Raw genomic sequence first — 18,308 nt, 5'->3', positions numbered from 1 at the left:
ATGGTCAAGCGGGATCCGCTAGGGGACGATCGCCCCTTCCATTATATAATCATCCGATCACAATAAATCCACCCTGCCTAACCCCCCTTAAAAAGGGGGGGGACAAGAATCTTCTCAAAGTCCCCCTTCTTAAGGGGGATTTAGGGGGATCTGGCCTCGGCGGTAAACGAGAGATAAAGAGGGTTTTAGACTTAAGTTGACACCAAGGCCCTAAACCGTATTACTTACAAATCAGCACCGCTGATATCGCATTCCCGGCAACTGCGAAACTAATCCCAACAATTCCAACTGCAAAAGTATACTAGAAACTCTTCCCGCTTCTAATCCCGCTGCTTCCACAATTGTATCAAAAGAAATTGGCCCAGATGCGATCGCACTTAACACCTTAGCCAATTCCGGCTCCAACGGCGGCCCTTGTTTCTCTACCGTCGGATTTGGAGGAAATAGCGATAACTGCTCGGCTCTATCCAATTTTGGCATAGCTCCGAGCATTTCCAACAACCTGTCTTCGCTTAACATTCGATCGCTATTTGGCAGGATCGGATGAGCACCTTTACTCAGCAACTCCAAACATCCAAAAGAACGCTCATCATCCAATCTGCCCGTCAAAACATACACATCCCGGCAAAAATCATTCGCTTGATAAGCAGTAATTAAAGCACCCGATTTATGCGGAGCTTCTATCACGATTGTAGCGCGGCTTAAGCCAGCAATTATGCGATTTCGGCGCGGAAAATTAGTTTTATTCGGTTGAGTCCCGGCGGGATATTCGCTAATTACCAATCCTTGCTGCAAAATGCGATCGCACAACCTCTCATTTTGTTTAGGATATACAATATCTACTCCCGTCCCCACCACTGCAAAAGTCCTTCCTCCCGCCTCCAAACAGCCTGTATGAGCCTCTGTATCAATGCCAGCCGCCAATCCCGAAACCACAGTAAAATCACTTTTAGCCAAAGCCGTACTAATTTTGCGAGCCCACCTTCTGCCGTATTCCGAAGGGCTGCGAGTGCCAACTATTGCCACTGTCGGCGTAATTCCTTGATTTTCTTTTACATCAACTAAACCGCGATAATACAACACTGGTGGCGGATTGGGAATTTCCAATAATAAGCGGGGATAATCCGGATCTGCGGGCGTCCAAAAATAGGGATTTTTTATAAGATGTTTTTCGATAAATTCTTCTGGATTGAGTTTAGTGCGTTCTTGCACAATGGTTTCAATTATCTGCTTGCCGAACCCTTCGATTCCCATTAAATCTACTGATTTAGCCGTCCAAGCTTCTGCCAAACTATTGAAATTTTGCTGCAATCTTTGCAACAAAATCGGCCCGATACCGTTAATTTGCGACCATGCTAACCAGTAAGCGCGTTCTTCTACCAACGAGTTGCCCTCAACTTCTCTGAGAATAATTTTATCATTTTTGGTTGAATATAGTAGGGAAAGGGCACTACCGTGTTCTGTATTTCCACAGATGCCCGGGTAGGAAAACGGCACTGCCGTGTCGTGTATTTACACGGATGTAAAACTGCTATATAAATTTTTTTACGAACCGCGAAGGCGCTAAGAACGCGAAGGGAATTAAGAGGGAGGTTGACAATTACTGGCTAGGTTTTCCAATCTACGAAACGGGCATAAATATAAGCAATAATTTCTCCGATTACTGTCCGAAAACCTTCGCTAGATTTCCACCATTCTTGGGAATTGTAATCTTGCGGTTCCGCCGCTATAATGCCGACTTTAATCTCAGGATTCAGCACTTCTTTAAATACAATCCAACTTCTGCGGGCGTGAGGGCCAAAGGAATAAAGATTAATTGAGTTAACTTTTAAACCTGAAGTAGAAAACCAATCCCGAAGTGCGATCGCAGAAGCAGCCGTGCGGTGTTTCAAAACATTAGCGGCGGGTACTGCTACTAATTGGTTTTTATCAAATCCTAGCGCAATACAAGTTGCTGCCGTCAGTTCCGCATAATTTTTATATTCAGCCAGATAGTAGCCTTTACTTAAAGGAACTCCTGTGGTAATTAATTGGCGGTATTCACCTTTTTTGAATTCAGCGATCGCACTTTTGATCGCATAATCTGGCAACCAGCCTTCTACAACCAATATATCTGCTTTAATCGGCGCATTTACCGCCAAAAATGGATGGATATTTGTAATAATTAAGAGCATTAAAATTATCAACCCCGCGCTTGCAATTACCCAACCTTCCCTAGTAATTGCCCAGATTTCTCGACGACGGATTAAACGAATTCTCATTTTAGAGTATAAGGAAGAAAATCGATATGAAGATGGAAGAAGCCACAATACCAATGGTTTCAGGAAAATGGAAATAGTGGGACAGTGAGAGAGCGATCAAATTGCTTTTCGGCCCCATGTCCCATTCCCTATGCACCATTCCCAAATTATTTGTGTTTCAGATACTCAAAAACGCTTTTATCCCCGATATCCTGCGGCATCGGTTGAAAAAACTTGCGTACAGCAAAGATGATAAACAAAGCCGCCCAAATAGCCAGCAAAAACTGTTCATTTTCGGCTGACAAAAAGCCGAAAATATGTCCTAAAATTAAAAGAGGAACTCCGGGAGTCAAAAACTTGGTTTCTAGGCGATTAAAGCAGAATGCTTCCTTAAAATAAATGCCATTTAAGGCGGCAAAAGTAAAGCCAATTCCCCACAACGTGGCGGGATGTTCGTACACTGCTAAAGCTAGAGGTTGGCTGCTTTGTAACGCTACAAACAATGCTGCCGCGCCGCCGATCGCCCAAAACACCTGTAGTGTTCGGTGCAGCGCAATCATGTAAATGTGAATAGTTGCTAAGCTGACGCCTAAAGCTATCCAGAAACAAGCAAAAATAGGCGTTACAGCTTGGATTGCAATCGGATTGTCGCCCTGTTGCAACACCAGAGTAGTGCCGATCGCAAAACACAGCGCCGCCACCCCCAATCCAGCGCGGTAAATCAACACTCCCGTGCGATCGTTTTGAGTAATCGTAAATTCGCCGAATTGTCCTTGATAGACTGGCGATTCATGAGGTGATTTCAGTAGTTGCATAATAGCTTCCTCCTATTAGACACGAATGTACTTCTGCCAAGATATACTTTATTGATAAACCGAGCCAGCGAGACCGAGCGATGCCTAAATTTAACAAGCCTAAACTTAACCAGCCTAAAGTTAACAAGTCTAAAGTTAACCAATCTAAATTTGACGATCGCCCAGATCAAAGCAAATCCCTTTCTTCACCATCCGACCTTCCTCCAGTTCAGCTTGATGAAACCATTGTAGCAGGCAGAAGACCCAAACCGGTAAACGACTTCCAGCGCCTGCTGGAGGAATTATCCGAATTGAGATCGGGGTTCGATCCAGAAATTTTAGCGCATATCGAGGAAAATATCCCATTTAATGCCAAGCAATTTGAAACTAAAATTAGCAAGATTTTGGGTTCAAAAAATATTTATTTCAGCCTAAAAAATTCAGTCAAATATCTAGATTACATCAAGCAAAATATTCAACTACCGTGCCACGTTACCGGCATAGAAGAGTTTGAATGGGAAGAAGAATATACAATGGGTTCGGGCAGCAAAAAAGAATATGCACGGCTCAAAAAAACTCAACCTTCTTATACTGATAGATTCACAATTAATCGGTTGGAGGATTTGGTGGTTCAGGAAGAAGGCATATTTGTGGAAGTGCAGCGCGTCGGCGATCGCCAAAAGTTTATGTTGCCTTTATCAGAGTTAGAATCAGTTGATGTAATCTCCCGCAACAATCAGTTATTAGATGATTATGCCGTGTGGTTTCTCAATTATTAAGCAAGAGTGCAAAAGTGGAAAAGTGGCGAGGGGAAGAGGGGAAGAGTGGGAGAAGGGGAGAAGGGAGAAGGGCAGAAGGGGAGAGTGGGAGAGTGGGGGATGGGAAAAATCTTCCTTCTTGCTTCTATCCTTTACATCCGTTACATCCCGTACATTGCTCGTTGCCGAACTTCCTTCTTCCTTCTTCCTAACATCCGAAGAAATCGAATCCGTTGCCGAACTTCCTTCTCTCTTCTCCCTAACATCCGTTACATCCGAAGAAAGCGAATCCGTTGCCGAACTTCCTTCTTAATTAAATGGAAGCTGGCAAGTGCGATCGCGAAACCAAAGCCAAAGCTTCAACCAAACTGCGAACAGCCGCAATCATCGCCACTTCACTATTAAGTTGGCTAACAGCAGAACCGACACCAACACCCGCAGCACCGGCTCCAATAGCGAGCGGTGCGGTGACGCTGGAGATACCCGAAGCGCAGAGTACGGGGACGGATAAGGCGCGGGAAATTTCAAAGGCTGCTGCCAAAGTAGGCGCTGCTTTTTCAATTAATCCCAAGGTGCCAGCGTGAATTGGTTGAGCGCTGGTGCCACCTTCGGTTTGGATGATATTAGCCCCAGCTTTGACTAATTCAATTGCTAACTGCACTTGTTTGTCGAGTGCCAAAATGTGGGGAACTGTCACAGAAAGAGTGATGTTTGGAAATAGCGATCGAGTTTCGCGAGTCAACTGCAAAACTTCCTCAGCTTCAAAGCGGCGGCCTACTGCGTAGAAAGCATCAAAGTTACCAATTTCAATCAAATCAGCGCCAGCTTCTACCGCAGGCACAAACTTTTCCGGTTCCACAGCCGATACACAAATTGGCAAATTTGTCAACTGTTTTGCCATCAATACCAAATCTCGATCGGCAGCAATATCGACAAAGGAAGCACCGCCGAGATCCGCTGCTTTGACGACAGCAGCAACGTTGGCGGCATCAAAATTATTTAAACCGCTGATAATTTTCAGGGCGCGACCTTGCTCAAAAGCGCGCTGCAATTTAGAATTTACACTCATCGTTAGTTTTCCAACTCAAAAAATTTCTTAGACTCATTTTGACACGAATTAGAACAATTTTTGATTTTTAATTCTTAATTTTTAATTACTACGCGGCTGTCGAAATTTGTAAACATCTTTGATAACTTGTGCCCAGCCGTCAGAGAGAGATTCGAGAATACGAGCTCCCTTTTCTTTCGTCGCCACCGTCGCATCGCCCAATACACCACTTTCAGTCAACTCTCGCGTCAGCCAAGCAAAAGGCAAATTCCCTTCCATACTCAGCAAACTGTCTGTTGGTAAACCCTGCGGGTACTCGCAAACAGCCAGTTCCATTTTCACCTGTTCGGGTAAAATTGACAACATCAAACTCGTTTCTGCATCACCCGCGTGAATCCCAAACTCCAACTCCTTGGCGCTCAATAATTCAGCAGCCACATTCGGAACCCGCCACACAAACAGCGGAAAAACTGAGAAATCTTGATATTTTTGATGGATATCCCGCGCCGCAATTTCCATCACCTGTGGCTGCCCGCCGTGACCATTCATTAACACTAATTTCCGAAATCCAGCTTGATAAATACTGTCTGCAATTTCACTGATTACTGCTAAAATTGTCTGAGCACTGAGCATAATTGTACCGGGAAAATGGCAGTGTTCGTTAGACTTGCCATAGTACAAAGGTGGCAAAGCATATGCGGGAATATTTGCGTCTAACTTTGCCAGGGCTTGGCCTGTAACTGCCGCGCTAATTGCCGCATCTACAATTAAAGGCAAATGGGGGCCGTGCTGTTCGATCGCACCTAGCGGCAGAATTATCACAGTATTTTCCTTATCCGGCATAGACTGAATTTCAGTCCAAGTCAGATATGGAAAAAAGCGCGATGCGGGAATAAAATTGTGCATATTGTGGCGGCAAGAGGAGAGGCAACCAAGGCAATCAACTAGCCTGAAAACTAAAAAGTAATTTCCAAGATAGCTCACATATTCTGTATGTGGGTAGATAATATAGAAATATAGCAGATGCTTTAACAGCGTGGTGATAGACGCTCGCCAGCTCAGACCGAAAGACGTAGAGATGACTAATTGATGGAAGCTTGGCAAACCCCACAAACTAATTTAACCGACATTCCGATCGCCGATGAACTGTCGCACCGCCTCCCTCGATCGCACGATCAAAAAGCAGAAAACCGAGCGCTGCAAACGCTGGCTCGACAATTGGCAACCTCACCGCACAGGCTGCTCAAAACACTGGTTGCGATCGCTAAAGATTTGTGCGACGCCGGAAGCGTCGGAGTCTGCTTGCTGGAAGAAAATGCAACTTCCGAACAAATATTTCGCTGGGAAGCCTTGGCAGGAGCGTGGGAATCAGTAGAACATAGAAACACACCCCGCAAATTGCGTTTGTCCGGAACCCCGATCGATCGCCAAACTCCTCAGCTTTACTTCGCTCCAGAACAATATTTTACCGACTTGCAACAGCTAGAATTGCCGATCGCCGAAGCATTAGTCGTGCCACTGCAAGCAGAAAATCAACCGCTGGGGGCAATATGGATTGTATCTCACGATTCCGCTCGCCAATTCGATGCCGAAGACTTGCAGATCGCGATCGCCCTAGCAGACTTTGCCGTTGCCGCCGTACAAATCGATCGCGCCAATCAAACCAAAGAAGCTTTGCGAGAAAGCGAAGAACGCTGGCAGCTAGCCTTGCAGGGCAACAACGACGGCATTTGGGATCACAACCTGCAAACCAATTGCTGTGTAGTAAGCGATCGCTTTTTAGAGATTTTGGAACGCGGGCCCGAAGAAGTCAAAAACTTCAGCCAATATTTGAGCTACATTCATCCCGATGATTTGCAGGTAATACAAAGCAATTGGCAGCAGCACTTAAATCGAGAAACCTCACATTACTGCTGCGAGTACCGCGTTTGCTGTTCCGACGGGCGCTACAAATGGGTTTTAGCCAGAGGGCGAGCAATTTGGGACGAGTCAGGCAATCCCCTGCGGGCCGTAGGTTCCCTGACAGATATCAGCGATCGCAAACAAACAGAAATTGCCTTGAAACAAAGCGAAGAACGTTTGAGCGTCGCCATCGAAGGCTCAGGCATGGCAACCTGGGATTTTGACGTGCGAACAAACCGAGTAATTTGGTCGGCGACCCATTTCAGCATTTTGGGCTGCGAACCGGTACCGGGCGGCGAAGCAAGCGCGGCTGTGTGGCAAAAGTGCGTGCATCCAGACGACTTAAAGCAAGTCATGCAAGCAGCCAAAACAGCTCGGGAAACGCGATCGCTCTACTCCCCCGAATACCGCATCATCCGCGCCGACAACGGAGAAATCCGCTGGTTGAGCGCGTTCGGGCGCTATCTCTACGACGCGGCAGGCGAAGCAGTGCGGTTTATCGGAGTATTATTTGATGCTACCGATCGCAAAAAAGCCGAACTCGCGCTGCAAGAGAGCGAGCAAACCGTGCGCCGTCAACTTCTAGAGATAGAGTCGCTCTACCAAACAACTCCCGTGGGTTTGGCCGTTTTAGACACAGATTTGCGGTTCGTGCGGATCAACCAGCGGTTTGCCCAAATGAACGGCCTGGCAGTAGAAAGGCACATCGGCCGCACCCTGCGCGAAATTGTCCCCGACTGGGCAGATACAGCCGAACCTTTATTGGGCCACCTTCTAGACACCGGAGAACCGATCCGAAATTTTGAACTCACGGGTGAAACAAGGGCTCAACCCACTGTTGTTCGCACTTGGCTCCAGAATTGGTGGCCGCTCAGAGACAGGGGCGGAGAGATTGTCGGGATTCATATCGTGGTACAGGAAATTACCGCTCGCAAAATGGCCGAACTCGCCTTGCAAGAAAGCTACAACCGTTTCCAATTAGCTACAACGGCGATCGACGGCCTGGTGTTTGAGTGGGATTTGGCAGCAAACTCCGTTTACCGTTCCGAGGGACTGTACTCGATCGTCGGTGTCTGCCCAGAGGATGCACCGGCAACACCAGAGTGGTGGAGAGAACGCATCCACCCCGTCGATTTGGCACGCATCCAAGCCGGGGGGCAATCAATCTTAAGTGCCGAGCGCTACGAAGTCGAGTACCGAGTCCGGCACGAAGACGGGCGCTGGATCGATGTTTGGGAACGCGGCTGTTTGATCCGCAACCAGCAAGGTGAAGTGACTAAAATAGTCGGCTTCACCAGCAACATTACCCAGCGCAAGCAAACAGAAGCAGAACTGCGCGATCGTGAAACCCACCTGCAGTTTATTCTCGACAGCGCCAAAGACTACGCCATCTTCACCCAGGATCTCGGTGGACACCTTACCAATTGGAACGCAGGCGCAGAGAGATTGCTGGGCTATTCCGAAGCTGAAATCGTAGGGCAGCACGGACGAATCATCTTCACCCCAGAAGACTCTGCAGCCGGAAAGCCGGAACTAGAAATGCACCTCGCGCTGACTCAGGGAAAGGCAGTAAACGAGCGCTGGCACGTCCGCAAAGACGGCAGCCGCTTTTGGGGCAGCGGACTGGTGATGCCCCTGCGCGACGCAGGAGGCGAAGTGCAAGGTTTCCTGAAAATCATGCAGGACAAAACCGAGCGCCGGCAAATAGAAGAAGCACTGCGGCAAAGCGAAAATCGCTACCGCACCCTCGCCGATGGCGTCCCGCAATTAATGTGGATCAATACCGCCGACGGCAGGTTAGAGTTTTGCAACCAGCACTGGCAAAGCTACACGGGCATCAGGCCAGCAGAATTGCCGCTGGCTGCACCGGTGCTGCAATTATTTCATCCTGATGATCTGCCAACAGTTGTCGGCACGCGCACCAAGGCGATTGAAGCAGGGGAAGCCTACGAATTTGAGTGTCGGGTACGCAGGTTTGATGGTACTTACCGCTGGCATCTAGCGCGACTTGTACCCGTCAAAGACAGGAAGGGACAGGTGGTGCAATGGGCGGGAATCGGGATTGATATTGACGATCGCAAACGAGCAGAAGAAAGCTTAGCAGAAAGCGATCGCCGCTTCCGTTTTCTGGCTGAGTCGTTGCCCCACCTGATTTGGAACGTAGACTCCGCCGGCGAAATTCGTTTTACCAATCAACAAAAGTGGTCGGAATATCTGGGAATGTCTTACGAGGAAGCCGCTCAAAACAATTGGGAGTCCCTGGTGCCGCCCTCGGATTTGGCAGAATCTTGGGCCCGCTGGAAAGAATGTCTAATCACCGGAGAAGTTTATCAAATTGAGCTGCGCCTGCGGCGGGCAGTAGACCAAATGGAACGCTGGCATTTGTCCCGCGCCGTGCCAATTCGCGGCGCGGAGGGCCAGATTGTCGAGTGGATCGGCACGAATACCGATATTCACGATCGCAAACAAGCCCAACTCAACGAGCAGTTTCTCTCGGATCTCGAAGTCCGCTTGCGGCAGCGCATCAACCCCGCAGAAATGTTGTGGGAAGCCATGAAAAGTCTAGGAGAATATTTAAAAGTCGATCGCTGCATATGGCACGAAATCGATCTAGAAGCTGATCGGGCAATTGTCGAGCAAGACTGGCACCAGTCCGACCTTGCCAGCACCGTCGGCATCTATAAAATCTCAGACTTTAAGATGCCAGAACTTAAAGCTCTCTCTATCGCAGGTCAAACTGTTATCATCTCAGATATCGCTAATCACCCCTATACAGCGCATTTAGTCGATAACTACGGTGCCGTGTCGATTCGCGCTTTGGTCGATGTTCCCTGCCTTCAGGAAGGCCGCTGGGTGGCTCTTTTGTTGGTGGCATCAAAGGTGGTTCGGCACTGGCGGCCCGATGAAGTTTGGCTGATGCAAGAAGTGGTGGCTCGCCTCTGGACGGTGATCCTGCACGCGCGAGCCCTGCATGAGCTGCACGAAAGCGAGGCTCGGTTCCGCGCTCTAGCTGACAACATCGCTCAGTTGGCCTGGATCACAGATCCCACTGGCGGGAGTTTATGGTATAACCAGCGCTGGTTTGAGTACACGGGCACAACGCTAGAAGAAATGCTAGGCTGGGGCTGGCAACTGGTACACCACCCGGAACACCTCGATCGCGTTGTCGAAAAATTTAGGCGCTGCATTGAAACAGGCGAACTCTGGGAAGATACTTTCCCCTTGCGCGGCAAAGACGGATCGTACCGCTGGTTTCTCTCTTGCGCCGTGGCGATCCGCGACGAGCAAGGCAAGGTGCTGCGCTGGTGTGGCACTAACACTGACATTACCGATCGAAAAGTTGCAGAAGCGGAACGGGAACGCCTTCTAGCACGGGAAAAGGCAGCGCGGGAAGAAGCAGAACAGGCTAACCGCGTCAAAGACGAATTTTTGGCTGTTTTGTCCCACGAATTGCGGACTCCCTTAAACCCGATTATGGGCTGGGCGAAGCTGCTTCAATCGAACGTTCTGACACCGGAAAAGCAGCGTTATGCCTTAGAGACGATCGAGCGCAACGCCAAACTGCAAACCCAGCTTATCGAAGATTTGCTCGATGTGTCGGGGATTCTGCAAGGTAAGGTCAGCTTGAATATTGCACCTGTGGATTTAGTTGGGGTGATCGGCGCTGCTATTGAAACGGTGCGTCTGGCGGCCGAAGTTAAGTCGATTCAAATCAGCACTCAATTTGCACCGAATCTCGGTCCGGTGTTGGGCGATGCGGGCAAACTTCAGCAGGTAGTCTGGAATTTGCTGTCAAATGCCGTCAAGTTCACCCCGCCGGGAGGCAAAATCCAAGTTGTTCTCGATCGGGTGGACAGGAACGCCCAAATTAGTGTAATTGATACTGGAAAAGGTATCGAACCTGATTTTCTGCCCTATGTATTCGACTACTTCCGACAAGCTGACAGCTCGATGACGCGCAAGTTTGGCGGTTTGGGTTTAGGATTGGCGATCGTCCGCCATCTCGTCGAACTCCACGGCGGCACGGTGAAATCCGACAGTCCCGGCGAAGGAAAAGGTGCAACCTTGACCGTCAGGATACCTCTGATGCCGGTGCCATCTCAGACAAGTCCTGCGGGAACTGCGGCGCCGGATCAATCCTTCAATTTGAGCGGTATCAGCGTGTTAGCGGTGGATGATGAGGCCGATGCGCTAGATTTAGTGGTTTTTCTGCTTGAGGATTGTGGGGCAAGTGTTACAGCAGTTGCTAGCGCCGCCGATGCCTTGGCGGTTTTAACTGAGTCTGTGCCGGATTTGCTGTTGAGCGATATTGGAATGCCCGACACCGACGGTTATATGTTGATGCGACAGGTTCGGGATCTGGCGCCCGACAAAGGGGGACGGATTCCGGCGATCGCCCTCACGGCTTATGCTGGAGAAATTGACTATCAGCAGGTCCTGGCGGCGGGGTTCCAGCGGCACATTTGTAAGCCTTTAGACCCCGACAAGTTGGTGCAGGCGATTGGGGAGGTACTCGATCGATCGGGCAAAAACATTATTTAAAGTGTTTTTTTGTCGGAAAAGTCTTTATTTAATGAACCGCAAAGGCGCAAAGAACGCGTTCGGCGAAACCGTTCCCGAAGGGTAGGAAGAAGGGAAGAAGTTAATCATCTCAATTCCGGTTACATCTGAGATATTGCACCCTTTTCAATCAGCGTTTTATTGACGGGGTAGGAGCAATGGCGCACAATAAAATTCGTCTGTTTTGGAGCAGGCCGGAAAGCCTATTCAGGAAAATGGTACAAGATATTAGATGTAACCAATTTTATTGTCGTTCGATCGCGCATCATGTCCAATAAAAAAACCTCACAGATGGAGGTTTTTTGATGATTATTGGTGCTGACCGGACAGGTTAAAACATCCTGTCCCTGCATGATGCCCACAGCCCTAAGACTCAATTCTTAGCGGTAGTCACTACGCACAGCGGGTTCTCGATCACTCGTTGTAGTTGTATAGCGGACATTTTCTTCGCGTTTGCGGGGAATCAAGCCCAACAAACCAGACAAGCCTAGCAATCCCAACCATCCCCAATCAAAATCGCGATCGGTCTCAGCATTGTAGACATCGGAGCGAGGAGTGGTGGTGGTTGTAGTGTTGTTAGTACCGCCAGTTGTATCTGTCTGAGCTGAAGCAGGCAGATGAGCTGGTGCTAGGGCTAACCCAGCAGCTATAATACCTGCACCGATTGCTTTGGATAAATCAGAACGTTTCATAATTCAAATGCTCTCTGTTGGCTAAAATCTTTAACTATCAAAACTATATCGATTGGCTTTTAAAGTTAAATCCACCTCTAGCAGTAAAGATGGTTATGTTCCACCTATAACTAGAGATTGATATCAAATTTTTAGCAGGCGCACAAAATTAAAGATTGCTCGCAGAGGCACTCCAGCACTAGAAATCGCGGGTCTGACACCTGACTCGGTTGTGAGGCACTCCGGCACTCTCGACAATAGACAAGGTGTTGCTGACAAAAAAAGGTAAACTCAGATATTGCACAGATAAGTGTTTAAACTCGATCGACGGAGATAAAAACTTTTGGGTATAGAGCTACGCAGCTACGTATTTCTAGACAACTTGCAGCCGCAGCACGCAGCATACATCGGCACCATCGCCGCCGGATTCTTGCCGCTGCCAGGGGATGCGTCGCTGTGGATAGAAATCTCCCCCGGTATCGAAATTAACCGAATTACCGATGTCGCCCTCAAATCTGCCTCCGTGCGCCCGGGAGTGCAAATAGTCGAACGCTTGTACGGCCTTCTGGAAGTACACTCGGGTCAGCAGGGGGAAACGCGGGCAGCAGGCAAAGCAATTCTAGAATTTATGGGAGTTCGCAGAGAAGAAGGTATCAAACCGCGAGTGATTTCCAGTCAAATTATTCGCAACATTGACCCTCACCAAACACAATTAATCAACCGCACCCGCCGCGGACAGTTGCTGCTTGCGGGACAAACGCTTTACGTTTTAGAAGTAGAACCCGCTGCTTATGCAGCGCTGGCGGCCAATGAAGCAGAAAAAGGCGCATCTATTAACATCTTAGAGGTTCAGGCTGTAGGCAGTTTCGGACGGCTTTACCTCGGCGGCGCAGAACGAGATATTATAGCAGGTTCCCAGGCAGCAATTGCGGCGGTGGAAAACGTGACGGGTCGAGAAAATCCAACAATTTTTGGTCGCAAGGAATAGCCGTTAAAGGAGATGCAATTATGGCAAATACACAGCATTTAGCGCTGTTAAAAAAAGGTGCAGTTACTTGGATTGAATGGAGAAGTCTCAACCCAAATATAGAACCGGATCTCAGCGAAGCTAACCTCGCGGAAGCAAATCTCAGAGGCGCGCATCTTTGGCGATCTAACCTTTTTAAAACAGACTTGTTTAAGGCTAAATTAATTTCGGCAAACCTCGCCGAATCTAATTTGAGTTTAGCAAATCTTGCGGGAGCGCAACTGCTCGAAACTAATTTAATTAAAGCTAATTTAACTGGAACTAACCTCCGAGCGGCCGACCTCAAGGGAGCTGATTTGAGCGGTGCTAATTTAATTGGATCTGATCTCACCGCTGCTAATCTCCAACAAACAGATTTCGGTGATGCGAATTTAATCGGTGCGGTGATGTCTGGAGTTAATGCGATGGGCGCGAACCTCAATTTTGCTAATCTCAGTCAAGGCAATCTCACTCAAGCCGAATTGATTGAAGCACATTGCTATGCAGCCAATTTCTCTAAAGCTAACCTCGCGGAAGCTCACTTCACTGCAGCATATCTTTTTAGGGCAAATCTCAGTTTTGCAGAGTTGAGCGCGGCAGATTTCCGGTGGGCAAACCTTGGCAAAGCTGATTTGAGAGGGGCGAATTTGACCGGGGCAAATCTCAGGGGAGCGAAATTGGGGGGAGCTAATCTGGGCGAAGCTATTTTGAAAGGAACAATCATGCCTGACGGCAGCATTGTTTGATAAATATTGGATAATATTTATTCCTGTAAAATAACCGCAATAGTTACAAAAAAGTCAGTTGCGCGTTTACCGCAACGATTGCCAAAATATGAGCTTTTGCGGCGGGTTGAGGCTTTCTCTTGAATACAAATCAGAGATTGAGTAAACCCGCCTCGGCTCAAAACTCGCAACTGTTGATCGATTAATTTTGGCCAGGGGGCGATACTTGATAAAGTCCTCTAACGGGCCCTGCATCAGTCGGTGAACCTTCCTGCTGTGTTGGAAGTGTAAACTGATCTTGGAGTCCGGCGGGAGTAGGGAAACAGCCGCTTGGTTGAGGTCCTAGCTGGCAAGCAGCAGGGAGTGCCATGACTGAGGCATCGAAGGGATTGACGGCATCTGGGACGCGGAGAATCGGATCGCTGGAAACTTGCCGCTGCATGACTCGGCGGTAGAATCCGTTGACGCGACTAGCATCCCGCTCAATTTCTTTTTCGGGAAAGGCAACGACGCCGCTGGGGGAACCGATGCCTAAATAGTCGCCCAAGTAACCTTGCAAGCTGACGTTGTGGTAAAAGTCTCCTGAAGCTTCAAAGTATTGTCGGTTGAAGTCGTCAGCAATCGGGTGAAATCGCTCTGTTTGTGCTTGAGCTGGTTTGACGGATGCCATTGCGGCAGAGGCGACAGCGAGAATCAACGCGCCGCTCAGGCTTTTTAACTTTTGACTCATATATTTGGGCCTCCTTAATTAATTCCGATTCCAATATAAACTGATTATCGACGGATTATTTGTGTTTTTTACACGGTGTGAGTTATGGATGCTGCGGATTTAAAGGTGTTGCGCGATCGACTTCTAGATTTGTTGTGCGAGTTTGCCTATCGTGAAGGCGATTTTGTGCTGTCTTCGGGGCAGAAAAGTTCTTATTACATTAACTGCAAACCGGTGACGCTGCACGCTGAAGGTGCTTTGGCAACGGGACGTTTGTTGCTGTCGATGTTGTCGTCGGAGGTGCAAGCTGTGGGCGGTTTGACTTTGGGTGCTGACCCGATTGTAACTGCGGTGAGTGTGGTTTCGGCTCTGGAAGGTCGATCGATTCCGGCGCTAATTGTCAGAAAGGAGACGAAGGGACACGGGACAATGGCCTATATTGAGGGGCCGCTGTTGCCAGAGGGGACGAATGTGGCGGTTTTGGAGGATGTGGTGACGACGGGTAAGTCGGCGATGCAGGCGGTGGAACGGTTGCGAGGTGCGGGTTATAAAGTAGATCGCGTGTTGTCGCTGATTGACAGAGAGCAAGGTGGTGCGGAGTTTTATCGCTCTGTTGGATTGGACTTTGAAACAGTTTTTACGATTAACGATCTTCAAAAGTGGATGGCTAGCAAAAAATAGGGAAAAGTGCGATCGAACTGACCGAAGATCACCATTTTCCTGAACCGGCTTTCGGGATTCTTCCACAAGAGTTTTCAAGATGTTTTTTTCTCGTTACCAGGCTCTGCCTGGTAATGAATATCTAGAGGATCTGCGTGCATTTGAAGTGAGGAAATCGGTGTTTTGTTGGGTGGGATTAGAAACTATGCCCGCTCTAATTTTATCAAAATCAGCTCAGGTAATTGGAGGACAAGGGAAAATAAAGTTTTCTGAGCTAAACAAGCGCAAGCTTTCAGGTTCTGAATCTCTACCAATCGGCAGATTTTAGCAGAGCGAATTTATAACCTGAGTGAGGTATTAACTAGAGAAGACTGTTTTAATATGATTAGATGACCTGGCGCAAGGAGAAGCAGTAATGATTTTACCTGCATCTATTAAACAGAAATGGAAACTACTGGCAACAGCCTTTATTTGTCCTCTGACACTAATTGGTGTTGGGATTCAGCAACAACCGCTTCAAGCACAACAAAATCCATCTAAGACTAATGTTGCTGCTTTGCCAGATGGTATTTACCTGTACGGAGATTCGCCACAGCCCAACCAAGTTCTTCAAAACTATATCGTGTTTCAACGCCAGAATGATCGCGTCGTTGGTGCAATCTACGCGCCGCGATCGGACTTTGCGTGCTTCACTGGTAAAATACAGGGAAATACACTATCCGGGAAGGCAATCTCAGCCGGAAAAATTCAAACACTTGAAATCAATACTCAGCTAACCAATCTGCACTCTATTCGCACAATTAGCTCAAACGATCGCCGCATTCTTTCAACGTGCCAACAGACAGCGCGAGCTAACATATCCAGGTAAATCTTTTACCTAGCTCAAATGGTGCATTAGGCTGGCGGTGCGTTACACGGCGTTAACGCACCCTACAAATTGAAAATTTCTCGTTACCAGGCAGAGCATGGTAATAAATATCTAGGTAAGTATTTAAGTATTAATGTAGTTGAAGCTGTTGGTCTAGAAGTAATCCAGAAGTGTTTATCCTCTGCAAAGCAAAGGCCTTTGAAAAATGCAGTTTAATCAGCATCAAGCAGCAAATTTATTGTTCTGCGGTTGAGGAAGTACGATCGCCCGCACTCAATATCAAATCCACACTGACTGTAAAATCAGGAAATGCGATCGGTGCCACCTCTTGACCAGGGTACAAGTTTAGTATTAAACTATAACCGTTTGGTGTTGGCTGGCGGTAAACTTCCAAGCTGTTTTCCACTAAATTAACCAACCAAACCTCTTGAATGAGCGATCGGGCATAAATAGGAATTTTGACATTTCTGTCATTATCCACTGTACTGTCAGCGACTTCTACCAAAAGCAACACTTCTGAGGGAACTGGATGTGCTGTCTCGTAATCATCATCGCGAAATTGGAGCAATACTACATCAGGTTGCGGTTCAGTACGTTCGCTTAACTGAACAGGGTTTTGGACATCAACAATAACTCTATCTTCTGGTAATCGGTGAAAAAGTCGGTTAAGTCGTCTCACAGCAGTTGCGTGACGAGTTCCAATAGCAGCCATTTGAATAATTTCTCCTTCAATGAGTTCGACGCGCTCAGCTTCAGAAAGAATCCCTGTCTCACCCATTAAATGATATTCTTTCACCGTAAAAAGGCGTTTTTGAAGTTGAACGGACATCGCAATTCTCCTTTTTGGAAACTCCTTTTAATATAACCTTAAGTAAAGTACGCCATCAGCACCATAGTTTTGGGCGAGCAGGATGCCCGCCCCCCAAGAAACGAAACAGCTTTAGGATTAAGTAAGGTGCGCTATCAGCACCCTACGAATTAATCCTATTAGCTTTGGGCTACAGGTTCCTTAGCCAAAAACTTCTCTAGTTCCGTCAAAGCATCGGCATCAACCTTAGTCTGCATCGGACAGAACTTAGGCCCGCACATTGAACAGAATTCAGCAGTTTTGTAGATATCCGCCGGCAAAGTTTCGTCGTGATATTCCTTTGCGCGTTCTGGATCTAATGACAGCTCAAATTGACGGTTCCAATCGAAATTGTAACGCGCTTTCGAGAGTTCGTCATCGCGATCGCGCGCACCCGGACGCCGCCGCGCAATATCTGCTGCGTGAGCCGCAATTTTGTAAGCAATCAGCCCGTTTCGGACATCCTCAGCATTCGGCAATCCTAAGTGTTCCTTCGGTGTCACGTAACACAGCATTGCAGTACCGTACCAGCCAGCCATCGCCGCCCCAATTGCTGAGGTAATGTGGTCGTATCCAGGCGCAATATCTGTCACCAACGGCCCCAAAACATAGAAGGGTGCTTCCGAACACTCCTCCATTTGTTTCTTGACATTAAACTCAATTTGATCCATCGGCACGTGGCCTGGGCCTTCCACCATTACCTGCACGTCATGTTCCCAAGCTTTGCGAGTTAATTGTCCCAAAGTTTTGAGTTCAGCTAATTGAGCTTCATCCGACGCATCGTGAGTGCAACCGGGGCGCAGAGAATCTCCCAAACTAAACGAAACATCGTATTTTTTGAAGATTTCAATGATGTCGTTAAAGTGAGTGTAGAGGGGATTTTGTTTGTGGTGATGCAGCATCCACCGCGCCAAAATGCCGCCGCCGCGAGAGACAATCCCCGTAATCCGATTTCTCACCAACGGCAAATGCTCGATCAAAATTCCGGCGTGAATTGTTTGGTAATCAACACCTTGTTGAGCGTGTTTGTCAATGATGTGAAGAAAGTCATTCGCCGTCAGACTTTCCATATTACCGTGAACGCTTTCTAAAGCTTGGTAAATTGGTACAGTTCCGATCGGCACCGGTGAAGCTTTGATAATTGTAGTGCGAATTTCATCCAAATTGCCGCCGCCGGTGGACAAGTCCATCACGGTATCAGCGCCGTATTTCACTGCTAGTTTAAGCTTGTCAACTTCTTCTTCCATATTGGAAGAGTTGGGAGATGCACCGATATTAGCATTGACTTTGCATTTAGACGCAATGCCGATCGCCATCGGTTCTAAATTCGTGTGATTGATATTAGCCGGAATAATCATCCGTCCCCGCGCTACTTCGGCGCGGATAAGTTCTGGCGGGAGATTTTCTCGCTTAGCAACAAAGTGCATTTCCTCAGTAATTACACCTTGGCGGGCGTAGTGCATTTGAGATACATTGGTGTGCCCCTGACGCTTCGCGATCCATTCGGTACGCATATTTAA

16 protein-coding genes are annotated in these 18,308 nt (G+C 48.0%); 7 read left to right on the top strand and 9 right to left on the bottom strand.

The window, feature by feature from the left end; all coding sequences use genetic code 11:
* Nucleotides 1-231 precede the first annotated feature (231 nt).
* The 3 genes from dprA to QUA57_RS01025 form a co-directional block, all read right to left on the bottom strand.
* Complete coding sequence (gene dprA / locus QUA57_RS01035; protein WP_333063657.1) at nucleotides 232-1,383, bottom strand: DNA-processing protein DprA; 1,152 nt, start codon at nucleotides 1,381-1,383, stop codon at nucleotides 232-234.
* A 224-nt stretch (nucleotides 1,384-1,607) separates the two neighbouring features.
* Nucleotides 1,608-2,261, bottom strand: a complete 654-nt coding sequence (locus tag QUA57_RS01030) for a YdcF family protein (protein ID WP_333063634.1) — start codon at nucleotides 2,259-2,261, stop codon at nucleotides 1,608-1,610.
* Nucleotides 2,262-2,407: 146 nt separating this feature from the next.
* Complete coding sequence (locus QUA57_RS01025; protein WP_333063635.1) at nucleotides 2,408-3,055, bottom strand: DUF2301 domain-containing membrane protein; 648 nt, start codon at nucleotides 3,053-3,055, stop codon at nucleotides 2,408-2,410.
* A gap of 80 nt (nucleotides 3,056-3,135) precedes the next feature.
* Between QUA57_RS01025 and QUA57_RS01020 the strand changes: the two genes are divergently transcribed.
* Complete coding sequence (locus QUA57_RS01020; protein WP_333063636.1) at nucleotides 3,136-3,813, top strand: calcium-binding protein; 678 nt, start codon at nucleotides 3,136-3,138, stop codon at nucleotides 3,811-3,813.
* A 292-nt stretch (nucleotides 3,814-4,105) separates the two neighbouring features.
* Here QUA57_RS01020 and QUA57_RS01015 read toward each other — a convergent pair whose 3' ends face one another.
* Nucleotides 4,106-4,861 (bottom strand): DUF561 domain-containing protein, encoded by a 756-nt coding sequence (locus QUA57_RS01015; protein ID WP_333063637.1) that lies wholly within the window; start codon nucleotides 4,859-4,861, stop codon nucleotides 4,106-4,108.
* 81 nt (nucleotides 4,862-4,942) lie between these two features.
* Nucleotides 4,943-5,746: a creatininase family protein gene (locus QUA57_RS01010; protein WP_333063638.1), complete on the bottom strand. Its 804-nt coding sequence runs from the start codon at nucleotides 5,744-5,746 to the stop codon at nucleotides 4,943-4,945.
* Nucleotides 5,747-5,929: 183 nt separating this feature from the next.
* Here QUA57_RS01010 and QUA57_RS01005 point away from each other — a divergent pair, with 183 nt between their 5' ends.
* Nucleotides 5,930-11,284, top strand: coding sequence for a PAS domain S-box protein (locus QUA57_RS01005; protein WP_333063639.1), 5,355 nt, complete (start codon nucleotides 5,930-5,932; stop codon nucleotides 11,282-11,284).
* A gap of 398 nt (nucleotides 11,285-11,682) precedes the next feature.
* Here the strand turns inward: QUA57_RS01005 and QUA57_RS01000 are convergent, their stop codons facing one another.
* On the bottom strand, nucleotides 11,683-11,994 hold the full coding sequence (locus QUA57_RS01000) for a WGxxGxxG family protein (RefSeq protein WP_333042574.1): 312 nt from the start codon (nucleotides 11,992-11,994) through the stop codon (nucleotides 11,683-11,685).
* 322 nt (nucleotides 11,995-12,316) lie between these two features.
* Here QUA57_RS01000 and QUA57_RS00995 point away from each other — a divergent pair, with 322 nt between their 5' ends.
* Both QUA57_RS00995 and QUA57_RS00990 read left to right on the top strand, forming a co-directional pair.
* On the top strand, nucleotides 12,317-12,961 hold the full coding sequence (locus tag QUA57_RS00995) for a hypothetical protein (protein ID WP_333042577.1): 645 nt from the start codon (nucleotides 12,317-12,319) through the stop codon (nucleotides 12,959-12,961).
* 20 nt (nucleotides 12,962-12,981) lie between these two features.
* On the top strand, nucleotides 12,982-13,725 hold the full coding sequence (locus tag QUA57_RS00990) for a pentapeptide repeat-containing protein (protein ID WP_333063641.1): 744 nt from the start codon (nucleotides 12,982-12,984) through the stop codon (nucleotides 13,723-13,725).
* A 181-nt stretch (nucleotides 13,726-13,906) separates the two neighbouring features.
* On the opposite strand, the gene QUA57_RS00985 is transcribed toward QUA57_RS00990, so the two are convergent.
* On the bottom strand, nucleotides 13,907-14,434 hold the full coding sequence (locus QUA57_RS00985) for a hypothetical protein (RefSeq protein ID WP_333042583.1): 528 nt from the start codon (nucleotides 14,432-14,434) through the stop codon (nucleotides 13,907-13,909).
* A gap of 84 nt (nucleotides 14,435-14,518) precedes the next feature.
* Here QUA57_RS00985 and pyrE point away from each other — a divergent pair, with 84 nt between their 5' ends.
* The 3 genes from pyrE to QUA57_RS00970 all read left to right on the top strand — a co-directional run bounded on the left by pyrE (nucleotide 14,519) and on the right by QUA57_RS00970 (nucleotide 15,941).
* Nucleotides 14,519-15,094: an orotate phosphoribosyltransferase gene (pyrE, locus tag QUA57_RS00980; protein WP_333063642.1), complete on the top strand. Its 576-nt coding sequence runs from the start codon at nucleotides 14,519-14,521 to the stop codon at nucleotides 15,092-15,094.
* 79 nt (nucleotides 15,095-15,173) lie between these two features.
* Entirely contained in the window at nucleotides 15,174-15,401 is a 228-nt protein-coding gene (locus QUA57_RS00975) for a hypothetical protein (RefSeq protein ID WP_333063643.1), read from the top strand.
* An 87-nt stretch (nucleotides 15,402-15,488) separates the two neighbouring features.
* Nucleotides 15,489-15,941, top strand: a complete 453-nt coding sequence (locus tag QUA57_RS00970) for a hypothetical protein (protein ID WP_333063644.1) — start codon at nucleotides 15,489-15,491, stop codon at nucleotides 15,939-15,941.
* A 235-nt stretch (nucleotides 15,942-16,176) separates the two neighbouring features.
* Here the strand turns inward: QUA57_RS00970 and QUA57_RS00965 are convergent, their stop codons facing one another.
* Together QUA57_RS00965 and thiC are read right to left on the bottom strand one after the other, a co-directional pair.
* Entirely contained in the window at nucleotides 16,177-16,770 is a 594-nt protein-coding gene (locus QUA57_RS00965; protein ID WP_333063645.1) for a Uma2 family endonuclease, read from the bottom strand.
* Between the two features lie 158 nt (nucleotides 16,771-16,928).
* Nucleotides 16,929-18,302 (bottom strand): phosphomethylpyrimidine synthase ThiC, encoded by a 1,374-nt coding sequence (gene thiC / locus QUA57_RS00960; protein WP_190661570.1) that lies wholly within the window; start codon nucleotides 18,300-18,302, stop codon nucleotides 16,929-16,931.
* Nucleotides 18,303-18,308: the final 6 nt, after the last annotated feature.

Origin of the sequence: Microcoleus sp. Pol7_B2 (genome assembly GCF_036701035.1) — a bacterium.
Classification (GTDB): Bacteria; Cyanobacteriota; Cyanobacteriia; order Cyanobacteriales; family Microcoleaceae; genus Microcoleus.
Note: the sequence above shows the minus strand (reverse complement) of the source record. Positions and strands in the feature narration are given on the sequence as shown.

Bases quoted from the DNA above. Each gene is read 5' to 3' on its own strand.
- QUA57_RS01030 (WP_333063634.1), bottom strand. From the start codon at position 2,261: ATGAGAATTCGTTTAATCCGTCGTCGAGAAATCTGGGCAATTACTAGG.
- QUA57_RS01025 (WP_333063635.1), bottom strand. From the start codon at position 3,055: ATGCAACTACTGAAATCACCTCATGAATCGCCAGTCTATCAAGGACAA.
- QUA57_RS01020 (WP_333063636.1), top strand. From the start codon at position 3,136: ATGCCTAAATTTAACAAGCCTAAACTTAACCAGCCTAAAGTTAACAAG.
- QUA57_RS01015 (WP_333063637.1), bottom strand. From the start codon at position 4,861: ATGAGTGTAAATTCTAAATTGCAGCGCGCTTTTGAGCAAGGTCGCGCC.
- QUA57_RS01010 (WP_333063638.1), bottom strand. From the start codon at position 5,746: ATGCACAATTTTATTCCCGCATCGCGCTTTTTTCCATATCTGACTTGG.
- QUA57_RS01005 (WP_333063639.1), top strand. From the start codon at position 5,930: ATGGAAGCTTGGCAAACCCCACAAACTAATTTAACCGACATTCCGATC.
- QUA57_RS01000 (WP_333042574.1), bottom strand. From the start codon at position 11,994: ATGAAACGTTCTGATTTATCCAAAGCAATCGGTGCAGGTATTATAGCT.
- QUA57_RS00990 (WP_333063641.1), top strand. From the start codon at position 12,982: ATGGCAAATACACAGCATTTAGCGCTGTTAAAAAAAGGTGCAGTTACT.
- QUA57_RS00985 (WP_333042583.1), bottom strand. From the start codon at position 14,434: ATGAGTCAAAAGTTAAAAAGCCTGAGCGGCGCGTTGATTCTCGCTGTC.
- pyrE (WP_333063642.1), top strand. From the start codon at position 14,519: ATGGATGCTGCGGATTTAAAGGTGTTGCGCGATCGACTTCTAGATTTG.
- QUA57_RS00975 (WP_333063643.1), top strand. From the start codon at position 15,174: ATGTTTTTTTCTCGTTACCAGGCTCTGCCTGGTAATGAATATCTAGAG.
- QUA57_RS00970 (WP_333063644.1), top strand. From the start codon at position 15,489: ATGATTTTACCTGCATCTATTAAACAGAAATGGAAACTACTGGCAACA.
- QUA57_RS00965 (WP_333063645.1), bottom strand. From the start codon at position 16,770: ATGTCCGTTCAACTTCAAAAACGCCTTTTTACGGTGAAAGAATATCAT.
- thiC (WP_190661570.1), bottom strand. From the start codon at position 18,302: ATGCGTACCGAATGGATCGCGAAGCGTCAGGGGCACACCAATGTATCT.